Raw genomic sequence first — 18,606 nt, forward strand, 5'->3', positions numbered from 1 at the left:
TGTGCACGCAATAACGCGCATGAATCTGCACATACCTGCTCGTGAATCGGATGAACCGCCCGACGTCTCACGCGCCCCCCGCGACCGGCCGTGCCGAGACACGAACGGTGTCGAGCACGTTGTCCGGGTCGATTCCCGATGCAGCTTCGAGATCGACCAGCATGGTGACCGCGGGATGGTCATGCAGCGCCGATACGGGGACGAGAGGTGTCGGGGGCGTCCTCGCGACAGCCGCCACCGTGTCCGCCTTCGCTCGTCCGATCGCGACGAGGAGAATCCGTCGAGCGCGCAGGATGGTCGAGATTCCCTGCGACATCGCCCGACGCGGCACCGAGTCGGGGTCGCCGCCGAAGAAGCGAGCGTTGTCGCGTCGAGTCTGGTCGGCGAGCTCGACGGCTCGGGTTCTGCTCTCAAAGGGCGTGCCGGGTTCGTTGAACGCGATGTGCCCGTTGGCACCCACGCCGAGCAACTGCAGGTCGATGCCGCCCGCATCTGCGATCGAAAGCTCGAATGCGGCACCCGCGCGATCTGGATCTGCGTCGTCGGCGTCGGGGGCATGAACTCGTGAGAATGGTATGCCGAGCGGCTCGGCGAAGCTCCGGCGGATCACCTCGGCGTAACGTTCAGGGTGCTCGACCGGGAGTCCGATGTACTCGTCGAGCTGGAACAGCCGCGTCATGCGGTACTGGTTGTGTCGCCCGCCGTGACGCCGCACCAACTCCGCGTAAAGAGGGTCGGTCGACGACCCCGTCGCCAAGCCGAGGGTGCGGGCCCCCGACTGCACTGCGTCATCGAAGACGTCCGCTGCACGTTCGCCGACGGCTACGGCATCCGGGAGCACCGCGATCTCGATCATTCGCGCACCGCGCCCTCGATCATGCCCTTGATGAAGTGGCGCTGGAGGAATATGTAGAGCACCACGATCGGCAGCGCGACCATCACGGCGCCGGCTGCGAGCAACGCCGTGCCCTGCGTGTACTGCCCCTGGAAGAACGCGAGCCCGAGCGGGGCGGTGCGCACCGACCCGTTGGGCGACATCACGAGCGGGATGAGGAACTCGTTCCACGTCCACATGAACGTGAGCAGCACGAGCGTCAGGATCGCCGGGCGCCCGATCGGCACGAGCACCTGCCACAGGATGCGCATCGACCCGGCGCCGTCGAGGCGGGCCGCGTCGATGAGCGCCCGGCTCGAGGTGCGGAAGTACGTCCGCATCCAGTACGTGCCGAACGCGATCGACATCGCGATCTGCGGCGCGGCGACGCCCCAGACGGTGTTCGTGAGACCGGCGACCCGCAGGTCGAAGTAGAGCGGCACGATGAACGCCTCGGTCGGCACCATGATGCCGAGCAGGAACACGTAGAACATGAGCGTCGCCCCGCGGAACCGCATCGTGCCGAGCGCGTACCCGGCGAGGATCGACGCGAGCACCGACACGACGACGACGATCACCGCGACGACCACCGAGGTCAGCATGTACTGGCCGAACCGGCCGATCTCCCACGCCTCGGGGAAGTTCTCGGGGTGGAACAGCCCTCCCTCGCGGGCGGCCGACGCGCTCTGCGGGCCGAACGCGAGCGAGACGATGACGGCGATCGGCCCGAGCACGATGAGCGCGAACGCGACGAGCACGACGTAGTTCGCGCCCCGTTCGATCGGGGATACCTTCACTTGCGGTCTCCGATCATGTTCACGACGCCGTTGATGGCGAAGACGATGAGGGTGAGCACGACGCCGACTGCCGTCGCGACGCCGACCTCGCCGAGCTCGAACGCGCGACGGTAGATCTCGTAGCTCGGCACGGTCGTCGACGTGCCCGGCCCGCCGCTCGTCGTCACGTAGACGAGGTCGAAGGTCTTGAGTGCGGCGACGATCGTGAGGGTGAGTGCGACCGTGATCTCGCCGCGCACCATCGGCAGCGTGATCGCGAAGAACTCACGCACGGGTCCCGAGCCGTCGAGTCGCGCCGCCTCGTACAGTTCGCGGGGCACCCGGCTCATGCCTGCCATGAGCAGCACGGTCACGAGACCCGTGCACACCCAGGTGCCGATGAGGCCGACCGCGGGCAGCGTGAACGTGTAGTCCCCGAGCCACGGTCGCGCGAGCGCCCCGAGCCCGATCATGCGGAGGAATCCGTTGAGCGGCCCGTCGGGTGCGTAGATCTGCCGCCAGGTGACGGCGACGACGACCATCGCGATGACCTGCGGCAGGAAGATGACGCTGCGGAAGAACCCGAGCCCGCGCACCTGGGCGCGGGTGAGCAGGTTGGCGAGCAGCAGGCCGATCACGAGCGGCAGCACCGCGTAGAAGAACACGAGCACGAGGGCGTGCCAGAACGCCTCGCGCAGCCGCTCGTCGAAGAGGATCTCGACGTAATTGTCGAGTCCGACGAACGTGGAGGCTCCGAGCCCGTCCCACTCGAAGAGCGAGAACTGCGCCGCCCGGACGAGCGGGAAGAGCAGGAACGCCCCGTAGAGCACGAGAGCGGGCGCCAGGTAGGCCCAGGGAACCCACGCCGATCGGGCGGAGCGCCGAGTGGCGCTCCGCCCGATCATGGTCGTACCGTCAGCCATTGCTCGCGACGAACTCCGAGTAGTCGGCTTCGAGGGTCTCGGTGAACTGCTCGGGCGTCGTCTGCCCGGCGAGCAGGTCCTGCAGCGCCTGACCCATCGTGTCGCCGAACGTCGGCGTCGCGTAGTCGAGGTAGGGCAGCAGGCTGCCGTCGCCGGTGACGTCGCCGAACACGGTGAACACGTCGGCCATCACGCCCTCGCTCGGGGCGAGCTCGGCGGTGCGGTTGACGGGCAGGTTGCCGGTCTCCGCGAGCACGTCCATCGCCTCATCGCTCGTGATGAAGTCGATGTACGCGGCCGCGACATCGGTGTTCTCGGCGGCCGAGGTGATCGTGAACGGCAGGCCCGTGCCGCCCGTGGTCGCCGGCGTGCCGTCGCCGGTGTTCGGGATGAAGAACCCGACGTCGTCGCCCATGGCGTCGGCGAGGTCGGCGGCGAGCCACGACCCGCCGATGAGGAACACGCCGTCGCCGGCCGCGAGCGACTGCCAGGCCGCGTCGTAGTCGGTGCCGTTCACGCCGTCGTTGAAGTAGCCGGCGTCGATCCAGCCCTGCAGGTTCTCGGCGGCCGCGACGTTCTCGGGCGTCGTCCAGCTCTGGCCCGAGTTGCCGAGGCCGAGGTCGGTGATGACTTCGGCGTCGACGTCGTTGCCCTGCACCGGGCCGAACACGTGCAGCCCGGGCCACTTCTCGATGTTGCCGAGCAGCATCGGGGTCTCCCCTGCGGCCTTCGCGGCCTTCAGAGCCGCGTCGAACTCGGTCCAGTCGGTCGGCACCTCGAGGCCGAGGCCCTCGAGCTTGGACTTCGAGTAGAAGACGCCGACGACCTCGCCGACCTGCGGCAGGCCGTAGAGGTTGCCGTCGCCGAACACCTTCGCGTCCTCGCTGTACGTCGAGTACTGCAGCACCGACGGCGAGTATCGGTCGAACCAGCCGTACGCCTCGGCGTAGTCGTCGAGCGGACGCAGCTGCTCGGCCGCGACGAACTGCCCCATCGTGTTGCGGCCGTTGTTCGCCTGCACGACGTCGGGTGCGTCGGCGTCGGTGAGGGCGAGCCGCAGCGTCGTGGCGAGGTCGTCGAACGACTGCGAGTTGCGGTCGATCGTGACGTTCGGGTACTTCTCCATGAACGCGGCGTTGAGCTGCTCCATCTGCTCGTTCTGGCCGCCGCGCACCTCCTGGTCCCACACCGTGAGGGTGACGTCGCCGACGCCTGAGATGTCGGTGCTGATGTCGCCCGTGTCGTCGGTGTTGCCCGAGCTCGCGCCGGTGCCGGGTGCGCAGCTCGTGAGGGCGACGACGAGGGCGGCGCCGGTCAGCGCCACCGCGGTCAGTCGGGTGTTCCGTCTCATGATGTACCTCTCTTCTCGGGAATCGATCGCCGGGCCGCTGTGGTGCCGTAGTCGGCGAAGGGGAAGGTGAGCTCCGCTCTGCGGCGCCCGGATGCCTCGGGGAAGGCGTCGTTCAGGAAGGCGAATCGCGTCGCGAGCTCGCGGTCGTCGCCGTCGCGCGCGCGACCCCACCAATCGGCGACGTCGCCCCAGCCGGGGGCGCCGACCGCACCGCCGGGATGCTCGACCGCGAGTGCCGCGCAGAGTGCCGCGAACGACAGCCGCTGTTCGAGGGGCCAGTCGCGCAGGGTGCCGAGCACGAGGGCCGCGCCGAAGACATCGCCGGCGCCCGTGGCGTCCCGGCCGTTCGCCGGGACCGCGGGCACCACGACCTCGTCGCCGCCCACCGCGTCGATGGCGACGGCGCCGCGCTCGCCGCGGGTGACGACGACGAGCGGCACCCTCTCGGCGAGGGCGCGGGCCGCGTCGACGGCGGAGTCGGTGCGGGTGTACGCCATCGCCTCCGACTCGTTCGGAGTGAAGGCGAAGCAGTCGGCGAGCGGAGCGAGGTCGGCCGGGTCCCATCGCTCGCTCGAGTCCCAGCCGATGTCCGCGAAGACCTTCGTGCCGCCGTTGGCTGCGAGCCGCCACCAGGAGTCGGTTTCGCGACCGCCGCGCGCCGCGCCGAGGTCGACGAAGGTCGCGCGTCCGCTGGCGGCCCCGCCGACGAGCTCACCGGCGATGAACGGCGCGGGCGCCTCGCGGGTGACCATGCTGCGGTCGCTGCCGGAGGCGATCGAGACTGTGACCGGGGTGGGCCAGTCGGGAACGAGGCGTGAGCGGGAAAGGTCGATGCCCTCCCGGTCGGCGAGGAACTCCCAGCACCAGCGTCCGTAGACATCGTCGCCGAGCGTCGCGGCGAGCGAGGTGCTGAGGCCGAGGCGGGCGGTCGCGACTGCGAGGTTGGCCACGCCGCCGGGGCTCGATGCGAGCCCTTCGGCGTGCACCTCGGTGCCCGGCCGGGGCGCTCCATTCACATCGGTGAACACCAGGTCGAAGAAGACCGGCCCGGTGAGGAGCACATCGACGGTGTCGTCGGCAGCCCGTTCTGGCACGCATCCTCCTTGGTTGCGACCGCGTGCGCGATCGTCGATCGGCTTTGACTGAACATACTCTCGAATGAATGGTCTTGCGTCAATTCATGCGCGAAATTGACTGATAGTATGATGCACATGCTCACAGCAACGCGACAGGCGCACATCCTGAACTCCCTGCGCACCGATGGCGAAGTCACCGTCGAAGAGCTCGCCGAGCAGTTCGGCGTCTCGCTCTCGACGATCCGCCGCGACCTCAACGCGTTGAGCGCCGAGGGCCTGCTTCGGCGTGTGCGCGGCGGCGGCAGCATCGAGCCCGACCAGATCCCGTTCACCGACGTCGAGCGCCAGCACGCCCCCGAGAAGGCGCGGGTCGCCGAGCGCGCGGCCGAGCTCGTGTCCGAGGGCGACGTCGTCATCATCGACATCGGCACGACGACCGCGCTGCTCGCGGCGCAGCTGCGCGGCCGGCGCATCACGGTGATCACCTCGAGCCTCGCGGTCGTCGACGAGCTGCGCGACGACGACGACGTGGAACTCATCGTGCTCGGCGGGGCCGTGCGCAAGAACTACAACTCGATGATCGGCACGCTCACCGAGCAGGCGCTCGCGCAGATCCGAGCGACGACCTGCTTCCTCGGCACGAGCGGCATCCGTGCCGACGGCACCATCTCCGACACCACCGGCATGGAGGTGCCGGTCAAACGGGCGATGATCGAGTCATCCCAGCGCACCGTCGTGCTCGCCGATGCGTCGAAGTTCCCCGGCGTCGGGGTGCTGAGCGTGTGCGGCCCTGAGCAGATCTCGGCCGTCGTCACCAACGCCGATGCGGATGCCTCCACGCTCGACCTGCTCCGCGAGGCGGGAGTCGAGGTGATGGTCGCGTGAAGCTCGCCATCATCGGCGGCGGCGGGTTCCGGGTGCCCCAGGTCTTCGAGGCGGTCGCCGCCGACGACGCGCCCGTGCGCATCGACGAGCTGGCCCTCTACGACGTGAGCGCGTCGCGCCTCGAAACGATCGGGGCGATCCTGTCGCGCCTCGCGCGCGAGCGCCGCCACGTGCCCGTGATCACGACGACGACCGACCTCGAGGAGGCGCTGCGGGGCGCCGACTTCATCTTCAGCGCCGTGCGTATCGGCGGCACACATGGCCGCATCCTCGATGAGCGCACCGCGCTCGACCTCGGCGTACTCGGCCAGGAGACGGTCGGCCCCGGCGGGCTCGCCTACGCCCTGCGCACGGTGCCGTTCATGACGTTACTCGCCGAGACGATCCGCAACGTCGCGCCCGAGGCGTGGGTGATCAACTTCACGAACCCCGCCGGCATCGTCACCGAGGCGATGCAGCGCGTGCTCGGCGACCGGGTCGTCGGCATCTGCGACACCCCGATCGGGCTGATGCGCCGAGCTGCCGCCGCGACCGGCAACTCGGCCGACGGCATCGCCTTCGACTATGTCGGGCTGAACCACCTCGGGTGGTTGCGCTCGATCACCGCCGGCGGCGACGAGCTGCTGCAGCCCCTCATCGAATCAGATGCCTCGCTCGAGACGATCGAGGAGGCCCGGCTTATGGGCTTCGACTGGATCCGGGCGATCGGCGCCCTCCCGAACGAGTACCTGTACTACTACTACTTCACGCGCGAGGCCACCGCGCGCATCCGCTCGGCGGCATCGACCAGGGGCGAGTTCATCGACCGCCAGCAGGCGACGTTCTACGCGGCACCGGGCGACGACCCGCTCGCGACGTGGATGCAGGCCCGCCACGAACGCGAGTCGAGCTACATGGCCGAGAGCCGGAGCGACGACGAGCAGCGCCACGAGTCCGACATCGACGGCGGCGGCTACCACCAGGTCGCGCTCGACCTCATGGCGGCCCTCGCGAGCGGCCGCTCGGCGACGATGATCCTCAACGTGCGCAACAACCGCCTCGTGCCGCAGCTGCCCGATGACGCGGTCGTCGAAGTGGGCTGCGTCGTCGACGCCGACGGCGTGCACCCGTGGCCGATCGCGCCGGTGACGGGTGAGATGCTCGGGCTGATCACCCAGGTGAAGTCGGCCGAGCGGCTCATCATCGGCGCTGTGCACGAGCGTTCGCGCGAGCAGGCCTGGCGGGCGTTCGCCGCGCACCCGCTCGTCGACTCGGTGGGCGTCGCCCGGTCGCTCGTCGATCGCTACAGCGAAGCCTTCACCGAGATCGGCGCTCTCCTGCGATGAAGGATTCGAGTTCCGCCATCGGCCTCGGCTCCTGCAGAACCAGTGACCGGGCGGATGTCGCGGCAGGCCATCGTTCCGCGGCATCCGATCGACCGACGACGTGACATGAAGGCGACGGCATGACGACCGACGAGCGCTGGTTCCACCGACGTGGCGAGCTCGCCCGCGATGGATGGGAGAGCGTCGTCGATCGGACGACCCCGGGGTGGCGGCACACCGGCATCCGCGTGGCGGAGCTCACGCCGGGTGAGGCGCTCGCGTTCGACGGGACCGGCGTCGAGCGGATCGTGGTACCGCTGCGCGGCTCGTTCACGGTCTCGCACACTGAGGACGGGCGGCACGCCACGACGCGGCTCGACGGCCGTGCCTCGGTGTTCGAGGGGCCCACTGACGTGCTGTACCTCTCATCGGCCGCGACCGCCGTGCTCGAGGGGAACGGTCGAGTCGCCGTCGCGACCTCGCCGACCGACGAGGTTCGGCCGAGCCGGTACATCCCGGTGGCCGAGGTGCCGGTCGAACAGCGGGGCGTCGGGGCATCCAGCCGCCAGGTGCACAACTTCGGCACTCCGCGGGCGCTGGACGCGGCACGGCTGATCGTGTGCGAGGTGATCACGCCCGCCGGGAACTGGTCGTCGTACCCGCCGCACAAGCACGACGAGCACATACCGGGCCACGAGTCGCGGCTCGAGGAGATCTACTACTTCGAGGCCGAGCCGGATCGAGCCGGCACCGGCGGAACGTCCGCGGGCGCGTTCGGGCTCTTCAGCACGTACTCGTCGCCGGCCGGCGAGATCGAGATCGACGCGATGGTGCGCAGCGGCGATATCGCCCTCGTGCCGTACGGCTACCACGGCCCAGCCGTCGCCGCGCCTGGCTACGACCTCTACTACCTCAACGTGATGGCCGGGCCCGACCCCGAGCGGGAGTGGCTCATCAGCGACGATCCGGCCCATGCGTGGGTGCGCGACACCTGGAAGGGGCAGCGTGTGGATCCGCGGCTGCCGTACGGGAAGGAAGGCCAGCTTTGATGGCGGCGACGCGAAGGATGACGGTCAGCCAGGCGCTCATCGAGTTCCTGGCGCACCAGTGGACCGTGGACGGCGAGATCCGGGAACGCACGATCCCCGGCGTGTTCGGCATCTTCGGTCACGGGAACGTCGCAGGCGTGGGTCAGGCGCTCAAGCAGTTGAACGTGGACCAGCCCGACCTCATGCCATACCACCAGGCGCGCAACGAGCAGGCCATGGTGCACCAGTCGGTCGGCTATGCGCGTATGCATCGGCGGCGCGGGACGTTCGCGTCGACGGCATCCGTCGGGCCCGGCGCGACGAACATGCTCACCGGGGCGGCGCTCGCCACCACCAATCGCCTGCCGGCCCTCCTGCTGCCGAGCGACACGTTCGCCACGCGTGTGGCAGATCCGGTGCTTCAGCAGCTCGAGCAGCCGTGGGACATCGGGCTCACGGTGAACGACGCGTTCCGGCCGTTGTCGAAGTTCTTCGATCGGGTGCAGCGTCCCGAGCAGCTCTACTCGATTGCGCTGGGCGCGATGCGCGTGCTCACCGACCCGGCCGAGACGGGCGCGGTCACGATCGCGCTCCCCGAGGACGTGCAGGCCGAGATGCTCGACGTGCCCGTCGCGTTCCTTCAGGACCGCGAGTGGCACATCCGTCGGCCGCTGCCCGAGCCCGGCGCTCTCGCGCGGGCGGTCGCCGCGATCCGACGTGCGAAGCGACCGTTCATCGTCGCCGGGGGCGGGGTGATCTACTCCGGGGCCGAGGAAGCGCTCAAGACGCTCGTCGAGGCCACAGGCATCCCAGCCGGTACGACTCAGGCGGGCGGCGGCTCACTCGTGTGGGATCATCCGCTGTACCTCGGCGCGGTCGGCGCGACCGGAACGACCGCGGCCAACAGGCTCGCCTCGGAGGCCGACGTCGTCATCGGCATCGGTACGCGGTACAGCGACTTCACGACCGCGTCCCGCACTGCGTTCCGAGATCCGGGCGTGCAGTTCGCCAACATCAACGTGGCAGCGTTCGACGCGTACAAGCACGGTACGCAGTTGCCGGTGCTCGCGGACGCGAGGGAAACGCTGGTCGCATTGGCCGGCGAACTCGCCGGGCATCGAGTCGAGGGCTCCTACGCCGAGCGCATCGCGCGTGAGAAGGCCGAATGGGATGCCGCGGTCGACGCGGCGTTCGCGCCATCCGGTCGCGACCTGCCCGGCCAGCCTGAGATCATCGGCGCCGTTCAGTCGGCGACCGCCCCGGAGGACGTCATCGTGCAGGCCGCCGGATCGCTCCCGGGCGACCTTCACAAGCTCTGGCGCGTGCGCGACCCGCTCGGGTACCACGTCGAGTACGCGTACTCGTGCATGGGGTACGAGATCGCGGGCGGGCTCGGTGCCAAGCGCGGGCTCATGGCGTCGGGTGATGATCGCGACGTGATCGTCATGGTCGGCGACGGTTCCTATCTCATGCTGAACTCCGAGCTCCTGACGGCCGTGGCCGAGGGGATCAAGGTCATCGTGATCCTCATCCAGAACCACGGCTTCGCTTCGATCGGCCACCTCTCGGAGACGGTCGGGTCGGAGCGGTTCGGCACGAAGTACCGCCAGTACGACGCCGAGGCGCGGAACTTCCAGGGCGACGAGGTCCTGCCCGTCGACCTGGCGATGAACGCACGCAGCTACGGCATGGACGTCGTCGAGATCGCGCCGGGGCGCGGGTCGATCGAGGCGCTGCGTGCCGCGGTCGTCGCCGCGAAGGAGTCCGACCGCGCCACATTCATCCAGGTGCACAGCGACCCCCTGATCTACGCACCCGACGGCGAGGGATGGTGGGATGTCCCGGTGCCCGAAGTGTCGACGCTCGAATCGACGCGGCGGGCCCGCGCGGAGTACGAACGGCTCCGGCAGGCGCAGCGACCGCTCCTCGGGACGGAGGGCGCGCAATGAAGGCGACGGTGGCCGGGGCCCCCGTGAGCTTCGGCGTCTTCGAACTGACGCCCGACGGCGCCGAGACGGTCGCGCCCGATGACCTGCTCGCGATCCTCGCCGAGACGGGATACCGCGGCGTGGACCTCGGCCCCGTCGGCTACCTCGGCCGCGACGCCGCGCTTCGCCGCCGGCTCGAGCGATTCGGGCTCGAGCTCGCCGGCGGCTGGGTGCAGCTGCCCTTCTCCGACGACGAGGCGTTCGCCGCGTCGCTCCCTGCGCTCGACGAGGCCCTGCGCGCATTCGCCTCGGCCGCGGAGTCGGGGCCGACCAGGCTGCCACGGCCGACGCTCGCCGACGACGGCTCGGCCGCTCGTCGCGCGGCTCCCGGGCGTGGTGCTGAGGCCGACCCGCTCGATGCCGTCCGTTGGGATCGGCTCGTCGCCAACGCGGGGCGCGCCGCCGAGATCGTGCGCGCCGCCGGATTCGAGCCGACGTTCCACCATCATGCCGGGACGTTCGTGGAGTCGCAGGAGGAGATCGATCGCTTCCTCGCCGATGTCGACATCGACCTCACCCTCGACACGGGGCACCTCTTCATCGCCGGCGGTGACCCGGTCGAAGCGGTGCGCAGATGGGGTGCGCGCATCAACCACCTGCACCTGAAGGACGTCGATCTTGCCGAGCTCCGGCGGGTGCTCGCCGCGGGCGGCGGGATGCGCGAGGTCTGGCAGTCGGGCTCGTTCGTGTCATTCGGAAGGGGCGACATCGACCTGACGGCAGTGATGGCCGGCATCGACGAGCACGGCTACGACGGCTGGATCGTCGTCGAGCAGGACGTGCTCAACGGTGACGACGTCTCCCTCGCCGCATTCGAGGCGGAGCGCGCGGATGACCAGCGCCGCAACCGCGAGGCGCTCCGCCGCTGGGCGTGAGCCGGAAGGGAACAGAGGAACATGACTGAGCGCCCCTTGCGCTTCGGACTCATCGGCGCCGGCCGCATCGGCCAGGTCCACGCGGCGAGCATCGCTGCCGACCCCGACGCCACCCTCGCGTGGGTGTGCGACCCCGTCGTCGACGGGGCGCGTACGGTCGCCGCCCGGTACGGCGGCACCGGCACCGACACGGCCGAGGAGCTCTTCGCCTCCGGCGAGGTCGACGCCGTGCTCGTGGCATCCCCGACACCGACGCACGTCGATCTCATCGAGCGGGCCGTCGACGCGGGCATCCCCGTGCTCTGCGAGAAGCCCATCGACCTCGACATCGCACGGGTCGACGCGCTCCGGCCCAAGGTCGCAGCCTCGAACGTCCCCGTGGCGCTCGGGTTCAACCGTCGCTTCGACGCAGGGTTCGCGAGCGCTCGCCGGCGCGTGGCGGCCGGCGAGATCGGCGAGCTCGAGCAACTCTCGATCATCAGCCGCGACCCCGCGCCGCCCCCAGCGTCGTACCTCGGGGCCTCGGGCGGCATCTTCCGTGACATGACGATCCACGACTTCGACATGGCCCGCTTCTTCCTGCCTGACATCGTCGAGGTGTCGGCCGTGGCCACCGCCGCGTTCGACGTCGGAGCCCGCGAGCACGGCGACTTCGACACGGCGGTGACGGTGCTGCGCGCGGCAACCGGCGCCATCGTCACCATCACGAACTCGCGACACAGTGCGGTCGGCTACGACCAGCGCCTCGAAGCGTTCGGCGCCGACGGGATGCTGCAGGTCTCCAACGCGCCGAGCAGCCTCGTGAGCCTGTCGACCGCGGAGGCGGTCGAGGCCAAGCCGCCCTACCAGGAGTTCTTCCTCGAGCGCTACGCCGGTGCGTACGCTGCCGAGCTGCATGAGTTCGTGCGGCTCGTGCGGGGCGAATCGTCGACGAGCCCGACCTTCGACGACGGCCGTGCCGCGCTCATCCTCGCGGATGCAGCGCAGCGATCCGCCACCGAGCACGTCGCCGTCCGGGTCGACCTCGACTGACGCGACGATCACTCCGCCGCATGCCGAACCGACCGATGCCCGGCTACGCGAACCGACCGAACCACGAAAGGACGCCGATGTCCACCCTCACTGATCGCACCGCGGGGCCGCTGGCGCGTGCCGCCGTGACCGCGACCTCCCTCTGGAACGACTCCGCGGACCCCGACGAGCTCCGGCGCTCCATCGGCTTCGGCGCGGTGGGCGCGACGTGCAACCCGGTGATCGCCTACACGGCGATCAAACGGCATCCCGATGTCTGGGTGCCGCGCATCCGCGACCTCGCCGTCGAGCACCCGACCTGGGGTGAATCGCAGCTCGGCTGGGCCGCGGTCAAGCAACTGTCGATCGAGGCGGCCGGCCTGCTCGAGCCGGCATTCGAGGCGAGCGGCGGGCGCGACGGCCGACTCTCGATCCAGACCGATCCCCGATTGCATCGAGACACCGCAGCGCTCGTCGAGCAAGCCGTGGAGTTCTCGCAGCTCGCCGACAACATCATCGTCAAGATCCCCGCGACCGCGGCGGGCATCGCAGCAATGGAGGAGGCGGCGTATCGCGGCGTCAGTATCAACGCGACGCTGAGCTTCACGGTGCCGCAGGCGCTCGCAGTGGGTGCTGCGCTCGAGCGCGCCATCGATCGCCGGGAGGCGCAGGGCCTTCCCGACCGGGAGTTCGGCCACGTCGTGACGATCATGGGTGGCCGCCTCGACGACTGGCTGAAGCGGTGGGCAGCCGATGCGGGCATCCTCACCACTCCGGGTGTGCTGGACTGGGCCGGCATCGCGGCCCTCAAGCGCGCCTATGCGATGTTCATCGAGCGGGGGTATCGGAGCCGGATGCTCTCTGCCGCGTTCCGCAGCCACCTCCAGTTCTCCGAACTCGTCGGCGGGGACCTGGTGATCTCGCCTCCGTTCGAGTGGCAGCAGCGCATCAACGCCAACGCGATCGCGGTCGACGACCACCGGATCGACGCTCCGGTTCCGGACCGGATCCTCGAGGAACTGAAGGGGCTCTCCGAGTTCCGGCGGGCGTACGATCCCGACGGCATGTCCCCCGGCGAGTTCGAGCACTTCGGCGCATCCCGCAACACGCTCCGGCAGTTCCTCGATGCGGACGCACAGCTCGACGCCCTCGTGCGCGACGTCATCGTCCCTGCGGCGTGAGGCGATCGCGCAACCTGTTTCTCGCCCCACCTGGCCATGCCCTGCGGGGATGACGCCGAGTTGCCGGAGGGACTGACGATCCATAGAATAAACCACATGGTTTATGAATTGGCTCGATCAGCGAAGCTCAGCGAGCAAGACCTCGACGCGGTCTTCGCTGCATTGGCGCACAGTGCCCGGCGTGCGGTTCTCCGGCAGATCGCCCGGGCTGACGCGCCGCTGGCCATGAATGAACTCGCGGCCGCCACCGGGATCTCTCCGCAGCTGCTCAACAAGCACGCCGCATCCCTCGAGCGGGCCGGGTTGATCACCCGCGAGCGGCAGGGTCGCGAGACCCGCGCGATTGCGCATCCCGACATGCTCCAGGATGCAGGGAACTGGATCGAGGAGATGACCGCCTACTGGAACACGCAGTTCGACTCCCTCGGCCGGTACGTCGAGGCTCTGCGCGACCAGGCCGACGAACCCCGACTACAGAAGGACTGAGCCTTGTTCACGGCCAACATCGACCGGACATACGATATCGACATCGCCACCATGTGGTCGCTGTGGACGAACCCGCTTCACGCAGCGAACTGGTTCCGCCCTTCCCTGGAGCAGTTCGGCCCGACCGTCGCCACCATCGACCTCCAAGTCGGCGGCATCTACCGCATCGAGATGATCCGCACCACCGGGGAAGTTCACACCACCACCGGCACAATCGTCGAGCTCGACGAGCCGCAGCGACTGGCCTTCACCTGGCGCTGGGACGGCACCGACCAGGAGTCGCTGGTCGAAGTCACCTTCACCGAGGTCGACGCGAAGACCACCGTGGCCATCCGACACACCCGCCTGACCTCCCAGGAAGACGCCGATCGCCACGCCGAGGGCTGGATCGGCTGCCTCGAATCCATCGCCCTCGGCTACAGACCACCCACCCAAGCCTGGTCGCCGTGACGCGGCCGGCGCGGAGTCGTAGTAGAAGGGAGTGTCATGCCGACAGTGGATGTCACTACGGAGGTCGTCATCGCGTTGCCCATCGGAGAGGTCTCGGCGTATGCCGCCGACCCCGACAACGCGCCGACGTGGTACGCCAACATCGAGTCCGTCGAATGGAAGACCGCTCCGCCCCTTCGCCAGGGAAGTCTGGTGGCGTTCGTCGCGCGTTTCCTGGGGCAGCGGCTCGCCTACACCTATGAGGTCGTGGAGTATGCGCCAGGCGACCGGCTGGTGATGCGCACGGAGAACGGTCCCTTCCCGATGGAGACGACATACACCTGGACCACCGAGACGCCGTCGTCTACCCGGATGACGCTCCGTAACGCCGGCGAGCCTGCCGGGTTCTCGGCCGTGGCCAGGCCCGCGATGGCGGGCGCCATGCGACGCGCGAATCGTAAGGACCTCGCGCGGATCAAGACGATCCTCGAGTCTTCCCGGTAGTCGTTGCTGCCTGCGGCTCAGAGCTCGCCATGTTCAGCCTTCGCACGCCGCTCGGAGATCGTCGACGTAGCGGTTGAAGACCGGAACGAAGTCGGGAAGCGATCGCCCGATAAGTGGCAGCATCACGCCACTGAGTTCCTCGCGCATCGTGAACCTCGAGTCCCCACCGTCGATCCGCTCCACCGTGAATGTGCGGATCCCGCGGAACATGGGCAGCGAGCCCTCGCGCCAGGTCATCCGGCTTGGCGGATCGAACGCCACCACCGTCGGACGGAAGGTGCGTCCGGGTGCAGCCGGCACGCGGATGGCGAGCCTGCGGCCCGGCGCGATCGGGCCGTCGATGCTTTGGACGGTCGAATTCCACGAGGGGAAGCCGGCGGCATCCGTGAGCCTGTCCCAGAGCGTCTCGGGCCGGGCCTTGATTTCGACGGTCACCTCAACGGCTTGCCGGAAGGCCGACCGCTCCCGCGTCGCGCTCGCGGCGCCCGACCGGTGCTCAGCCATGTTCTCCCCTTCCGAGCGTGCGGACACGACCAGTCTCAGGGCTCGCGCACTTCGGCGTCTTGTACGAACACGACGACATTGGGCGCGAAGTCATCCGGGACCTCCGGCGGGTAGTAGCCGCGGTACCCGCGCGGTACACCGCCGCTGAAGAGCCGAAAGTCCCTGACGCAGTGAGCCTGGTCGTAGTACCCGGCAGACGCTGCGACCTTCCCGAGCGAAACTCCCGGATCGTTCATCAACTGGCGCAACGCCGACTGGAACCGGAGAACCCGGCCCACCGTCTTCGGCGGGAACCCGAGGCCGCGGGCGAACAGCCGCTCCACCTGCCGAGGCGAGGCTGCGGTGACTTCGGCGAGCTCGCTCACCGGCACCCGGCCGTCGCTGGCGATGAGTGCCGACAGCGCATGTTCGAAGGTGGCCTGTGCTCCGTCCAACCGCAACCGCCTCAGGAAGAAGTCGTCGAGCATTCGCGCACTCGCCTCAACGTCGAGGGAAGCTCGAAGGTCGGACTCGAGCCGTCGTGTCCCATCGCCGAACACCAGCTCGGGTGACGGGGTCAGGCCGCTCCAGGGTGCGACGCTCGCCCGGGTGAACGGGGTGATGCCGCCGAGGTGGAACCTCACGCCGACGATGCGGACAGCGCCGTGCTGCAGGATCCGGATCGGGACAAGGCGCTGTGCGTCCAGGTTGGACCGGTGGTGGACTGATCCCCCGCCGCCGATGACCTCGCGCCGGTATGGGGCTTCGAAGTTGAAAATCAGATCCGCGCGGGCGTCGACGAAGACATCGACCCGTAGGCGGACATCCTCACCCGGCCTGTGTGTGACGAACCAATAGTTCTCGATGTACGAGCGAAGTGGCTCGGCGGGAGCGTGCAACCGGTACACGCGCTCAGGATCGCACACCAGGTTCCATCGTGGCGATCGCGAATCCGGGTACCGGTCCGACTCGAACTACCAACGAACAGAAAGTCGGCGGCTTAAATCAGACCACTGTGACTGATCTCGTGGGCACAGCCTTGCCGCTGGCGATGCGTCCAGCCGCTCCTCCACCGCCGGGCTGCGCTGTTCGGTCCGTCATCGTCCCGTCAGGGCGAGGAATGAAGCCATGTCCGTGACGAACGTCGATCGGACGATGAGGCCATCCTTTACCGCGAGCTGCTCGACGATACGTGCGGTCCTGCCATCGAGCGTGGCATCGTACATCTGGAAGGCCACGCCGCCTTCGTATGCTTCGGCGACCATGGTCACCACGGCATCCCGGGGAAATGCACCCGCCGATAGAAATGCGTCGCGGCCGTCGATCTGCATGTCGCCTGCGGAGAACTGGAAGTCCGGATGGAGAGCGGCACCAGCCGTCGCAGTGTCGCCGGTGGTCCACGCCTCGAAGTACCGACGTGCACACTGGCGGGTGTCTTCAGTGGCGGTCTCAGCCATTTCGAGAAGCCTCCTCAAACCCGAGGTCGCACTTCGGGTGCAACCTATTTGCGATGTTCCTTATATACGGTAGTGCTAAAATGGGCGGCGTGGCAAGCCTCATCGAGACCATTGGTCATCCCGGTCGACGTGCAATGTTGCAGCTGGTGCTCGAGGACGAGCTGCCGGCCACAGAGCTTGCCGCTCGCACGGGCATGAGCCAACCCACGGCGAGCCAACATCTGAGAGTCCTCCGGGAGGCGGGCCTCGTCGTGGTGCGAGTCGATGGAAACCGGCGGCTCTACCGCGTCGACTTCTCGGGACTGCGGCGGCTCCAAGCAGAGCTCGAAGGGTTCTGGGGCGCATCGCTATCGGCCTTGAAGACCGCAGCCGAAGAAGAGGCAGACCGATGAAGCTGGTCCAACAACGGCTGACCATCCACGCCCCGGCCGACGTCGTCTTCCGGCTCCTGACCGAAGCGGACGGACTGATGCGCTGGATGGCGGTGGAGGCTGTCGCCGAAGCGTGGCCTGGAGGGGAGCTACGGTGGACCCACCAGAACGGCGCTACCGTCGTCGGCCGCTTCCTCGAACTGGACCCACCGCGGCGAATCGTCTTCAGCTACGGGTGGGAAGGCGGGCTGATGGGCCTGCCGCCTGAGTCGAGCATCGTCGAGATCCTGCTCGAGGACGCCGGATCCGACACCCACCTTGCCCTGTCCCATCGCTACGTTCCGGACGAGAGCGCAGAACTGCACCGACACGGCTGGGAGCACTTCTTCGGGCTTCTCAAGACGCAAGCGGAGCGAGACCTTCACGTACCTTGACTTCGCGGTCAGGCGAGCCGAGGAAGCGAACGTGGTTCTGATTCATCTGCCAAAGCCATCGGGGGCTACCGCTGATCAGGGAATTTCCCGGAGAGCCGATGACGGGAATCGAACCCGCGCTGTCTGCTTGGGAAGCAGAAGTTCTACCATTGAACTACATCGGCGTGCGGCATCCGTGAGACGCAGCGCTCACCATCGTAGCAAGGAAGCGGGTCTCGAGACGCGTCGCCTGCGGCGGCGCTCCTCGACCAACGACAGGGCTTCGCTACTCGACCGGCGGTGGTCGGTAGGCTGGCACACGTGCTGCTCTCAGATCGCGACATCCGAGCCGAGCTCGAGCGCGAGCGCATTCGGCTCGAACCCTACGAGCCGGCCATGCTGCAGCCCAGCAGCATCGACGTGCGACTCGACCGCTACTTCAGGTTGTTCGACAACCACAAGTACCCGTTCATCGATCCCGCCGAAGACCAGCCCGAGCTCACGCACCTCATCGAGGTGCGGCCCGACGAGGCGTTCATCCTGCACCCGGGTGAGTTCGTGCTCGCGTCGACGTTCGAGTCGGTAACCCTGCCCGACGATGTCGCGGCGCGCCTCGAGGGCAAGAGTTCGCTCGGCCGCCTGGGGCTGCTCACGCACTCGACGGCGGGCTTCATCGACCCGGGCTTCACCGGCCACGTCACGCTCGAGCTGAGCAACGTGGCGACGCTGCCGATCAAGCTGTGGCCCGGCATGAAGATCGGTCAGATGTGCTTCTTCCGGCTGTCGTCTCCGAGCGAGCGTCCCTACGGCTCGGCCGAGTACGCGAACCGCTACCAGGGCCAGCGCGGGCCCACTGCGTCGCGCTCGTTCCAGAACTTCCACCGCACCGATGTCGGCGTGACCGAGGCGGGTTCGCAGGGCGGTTGAGTCCGAAGCGGGCGGATGTCCCGGGCCGCGGGTCGCGCCGCAGACCGGGATCCCGCTCCGAGCGCCCGACCTGAACGTCACGTGGTCTTCTGCCACGAACCGATCCGAACCGAGCCGCGCGGGGCATTATACGCGCACGAGGGTACCCCCGTACTGGGTCTCAAAAAATGAGACATTCTCATGTAGGGTCGGGTTCAACCGGGCGGGAATACTTCCCAGGCTGGTCGGCTCATCCCCGTAGTGGTCGGCTGGCAGCCCGGTCTC

The 18,606-nt window shown here is 68.5% G+C and carries 21 protein-coding genes, 1 tRNA gene and 1 pseudogene; 13 read left to right on the top strand and 10 right to left on the bottom strand.

What is annotated here, in order from left to right; genetic code table 11:
- Nucleotides 1-67 precede the first annotated feature (67 nt).
- From LQ757_RS01625 to LQ757_RS01645, 5 genes are read right to left on the bottom strand one after another with little or no spacing between them, the layout of a single operon-like run.
- Entirely contained in the window at nucleotides 68-856 is a 789-nt protein-coding gene (locus tag LQ757_RS01625; RefSeq protein ID WP_231045461.1) for a glucosamine-6-phosphate deaminase, read from the bottom strand.
- On the bottom strand, nucleotides 853-1,671 hold the full coding sequence (locus LQ757_RS01630) for a carbohydrate ABC transporter permease (RefSeq protein WP_231045462.1): 819 nt from the start codon (nucleotides 1,669-1,671) through the stop codon (nucleotides 853-855). Before LQ757_RS01630 ends, LQ757_RS01625 begins: the two co-directional genes overlap by 4 nt.
- On the bottom strand, nucleotides 1,668-2,555 hold the full coding sequence (locus LQ757_RS01635; RefSeq protein WP_231045463.1) for a carbohydrate ABC transporter permease: 888 nt from the start codon (nucleotides 2,553-2,555) through the stop codon (nucleotides 1,668-1,670). The genes LQ757_RS01630 and LQ757_RS01635 overlap by 4 nt, the downstream gene beginning before the upstream one ends.
- A gap of 10 nt (nucleotides 2,556-2,565) precedes the next feature.
- On the bottom strand, nucleotides 2,566-3,924 hold the full coding sequence (locus LQ757_RS01640; RefSeq protein ID WP_231045464.1) for an ABC transporter substrate-binding protein: 1,359 nt from the start codon (nucleotides 3,922-3,924) through the stop codon (nucleotides 2,566-2,568).
- Nucleotides 3,921-5,018, bottom strand: a complete 1,098-nt coding sequence (locus LQ757_RS01645) for a carbohydrate kinase family protein (protein WP_231045465.1) — start codon at nucleotides 5,016-5,018, stop codon at nucleotides 3,921-3,923. Before LQ757_RS01645 ends, LQ757_RS01640 begins: the two co-directional genes overlap by 4 nt.
- Nucleotides 5,019-5,135: 117 nt before the next feature.
- Between LQ757_RS01645 and LQ757_RS01650 the strand changes: the two genes are divergently transcribed.
- From LQ757_RS01650 to LQ757_RS01695, 10 genes are all read left to right on the top strand, one after another.
- Nucleotides 5,136-5,885 carry a DeoR/GlpR family DNA-binding transcription regulator gene (locus LQ757_RS01650; RefSeq protein ID WP_231045466.1) on the top strand — a complete coding sequence of 250 codons (750 nt, stop codon included), beginning with the start codon at nucleotides 5,136-5,138 and terminating at the stop codon, nucleotides 5,883-5,885.
- Entirely contained in the window at nucleotides 5,882-7,210 is a 1,329-nt protein-coding gene (locus LQ757_RS01655; RefSeq protein ID WP_231045467.1) for a 6-phospho-beta-glucosidase, read from the top strand. Before LQ757_RS01650 ends, LQ757_RS01655 begins: the two co-directional genes overlap by 4 nt.
- A 119-nt stretch (nucleotides 7,211-7,329) precedes the next feature.
- Nucleotides 7,330-8,238, top strand: a complete 909-nt coding sequence (iolB, locus tag LQ757_RS01660; RefSeq protein WP_231045468.1) for a 5-deoxy-glucuronate isomerase — start codon at nucleotides 7,330-7,332, stop codon at nucleotides 8,236-8,238.
- Complete coding sequence (gene iolD, locus LQ757_RS01665; protein ID WP_231045469.1) at nucleotides 8,238-10,166, top strand: 3D-(3,5/4)-trihydroxycyclohexane-1,2-dione acylhydrolase (decyclizing); 1,929 nt, start codon at nucleotides 8,238-8,240, stop codon at nucleotides 10,164-10,166. Before iolB ends, iolD begins: the two co-directional genes overlap by 1 nt.
- Nucleotides 10,163-11,080 (top strand): sugar phosphate isomerase/epimerase family protein, encoded by a 918-nt coding sequence (locus tag LQ757_RS01670; protein ID WP_231045470.1) that lies wholly within the window; start codon nucleotides 10,163-10,165, stop codon nucleotides 11,078-11,080. The genes iolD and LQ757_RS01670 overlap by 4 nt, the downstream gene beginning before the upstream one ends.
- A 21-nt stretch (nucleotides 11,081-11,101) precedes the next feature.
- Nucleotides 11,102-12,112, top strand: coding sequence for an inositol 2-dehydrogenase (iolG, locus tag LQ757_RS01675; protein WP_231045471.1), 1,011 nt, complete (start codon nucleotides 11,102-11,104; stop codon nucleotides 12,110-12,112).
- Between the two features lie 77 nt (nucleotides 12,113-12,189).
- Nucleotides 12,190-13,272, top strand: coding sequence for a transaldolase family protein (locus tag LQ757_RS01680; RefSeq protein ID WP_231045472.1), 1,083 nt, complete (start codon nucleotides 12,190-12,192; stop codon nucleotides 13,270-13,272).
- A gap of 60 nt (nucleotides 13,273-13,332) precedes the next feature.
- Nucleotides 13,333-13,758 carry an ArsR/SmtB family transcription factor gene (locus tag LQ757_RS01685; RefSeq protein WP_231045473.1) on the top strand — a complete coding sequence of 142 codons (426 nt, stop codon included), beginning with the start codon at nucleotides 13,333-13,335 and terminating at the stop codon, nucleotides 13,756-13,758.
- Between the two features lie 3 nt (nucleotides 13,759-13,761).
- Nucleotides 13,762-14,208 (top strand): SRPBCC family protein, encoded by a 447-nt coding sequence (locus tag LQ757_RS01690; protein WP_231045474.1) that lies wholly within the window; start codon nucleotides 13,762-13,764, stop codon nucleotides 14,206-14,208.
- A 36-nt stretch (nucleotides 14,209-14,244) separates the two neighbouring features.
- Nucleotides 14,245-14,691 carry an SRPBCC family protein gene (locus LQ757_RS01695; protein WP_231045475.1) on the top strand — a complete coding sequence of 149 codons (447 nt, stop codon included), beginning with the start codon at nucleotides 14,245-14,247 and terminating at the stop codon, nucleotides 14,689-14,691.
- A gap of 33 nt (nucleotides 14,692-14,724) precedes the next feature.
- Here the strand turns inward: LQ757_RS01695 and LQ757_RS01700 are convergent, their stop codons facing one another.
- The 4 genes and pseudogenes from LQ757_RS01700 to LQ757_RS01710 form a co-directional block, all read right to left on the bottom strand.
- Nucleotides 14,725-15,195 (bottom strand): SRPBCC domain-containing protein, encoded by a 471-nt coding sequence (locus LQ757_RS01700; RefSeq protein WP_231045476.1) that lies wholly within the window; start codon nucleotides 15,193-15,195, stop codon nucleotides 14,725-14,727.
- 35 nt (nucleotides 15,196-15,230) lie between these two features.
- Nucleotides 15,231-15,662 (bottom strand): helix-turn-helix domain-containing protein, encoded by a 432-nt coding sequence (locus LQ757_RS01705; protein WP_231045477.1) that lies wholly within the window; start codon nucleotides 15,660-15,662, stop codon nucleotides 15,231-15,233.
- 111 nt (nucleotides 15,663-15,773) lie between these two features.
- A pseudogene (locus LQ757_RS19505) lies at nucleotides 15,774-16,100 on the bottom strand (DUF6597 domain-containing transcriptional factor); the annotation flags it as partial.
- Nucleotides 16,101-16,271: 171 nt separating this feature from the next.
- Nucleotides 16,272-16,631, bottom strand: coding sequence for a nuclear transport factor 2 family protein (locus tag LQ757_RS01710; protein ID WP_231045478.1), 360 nt, complete (start codon nucleotides 16,629-16,631; stop codon nucleotides 16,272-16,274).
- An 89-nt stretch (nucleotides 16,632-16,720) separates the two neighbouring features.
- Here LQ757_RS01710 and LQ757_RS01715 point away from each other — a divergent pair, with 89 nt between their 5' ends.
- Together LQ757_RS01715 and LQ757_RS01720 are read left to right on the top strand one after the other, a co-directional pair.
- A complete protein-coding gene (locus LQ757_RS01715) occupies nucleotides 16,721-17,023 on the top strand; it encodes an ArsR/SmtB family transcription factor (protein WP_231045479.1) in 303 nt (100 codons plus the stop codon).
- On the top strand, nucleotides 17,020-17,436 hold the full coding sequence (locus LQ757_RS01720; protein ID WP_231045480.1) for an SRPBCC family protein: 417 nt from the start codon (nucleotides 17,020-17,022) through the stop codon (nucleotides 17,434-17,436). Before LQ757_RS01715 ends, LQ757_RS01720 begins: the two co-directional genes overlap by 4 nt.
- A 93-nt stretch (nucleotides 17,437-17,529) precedes the next feature.
- Here LQ757_RS01720 and LQ757_RS01725 read toward each other — a convergent pair.
- Nucleotides 17,530-17,600: transfer RNA gene (locus tag LQ757_RS01725), tRNA-Gly, on the bottom strand.
- A gap of 136 nt (nucleotides 17,601-17,736) precedes the next feature.
- Here LQ757_RS01725 and dcd point away from each other — a divergent pair.
- Complete coding sequence (dcd, locus tag LQ757_RS01730) at nucleotides 17,737-18,342, top strand: dCTP deaminase (protein ID WP_231045481.1); 606 nt, start codon at nucleotides 17,737-17,739, stop codon at nucleotides 18,340-18,342.
- The last annotated feature ends 264 nt before the right edge of the window (nucleotides 18,343-18,606 follow it).

This window comes from Agromyces cavernae (assembly GCF_021044935.1).
GTDB lineage: Bacteria > Actinomycetota > Actinomycetes > Actinomycetales > Microbacteriaceae > Agromyces > Agromyces cavernae.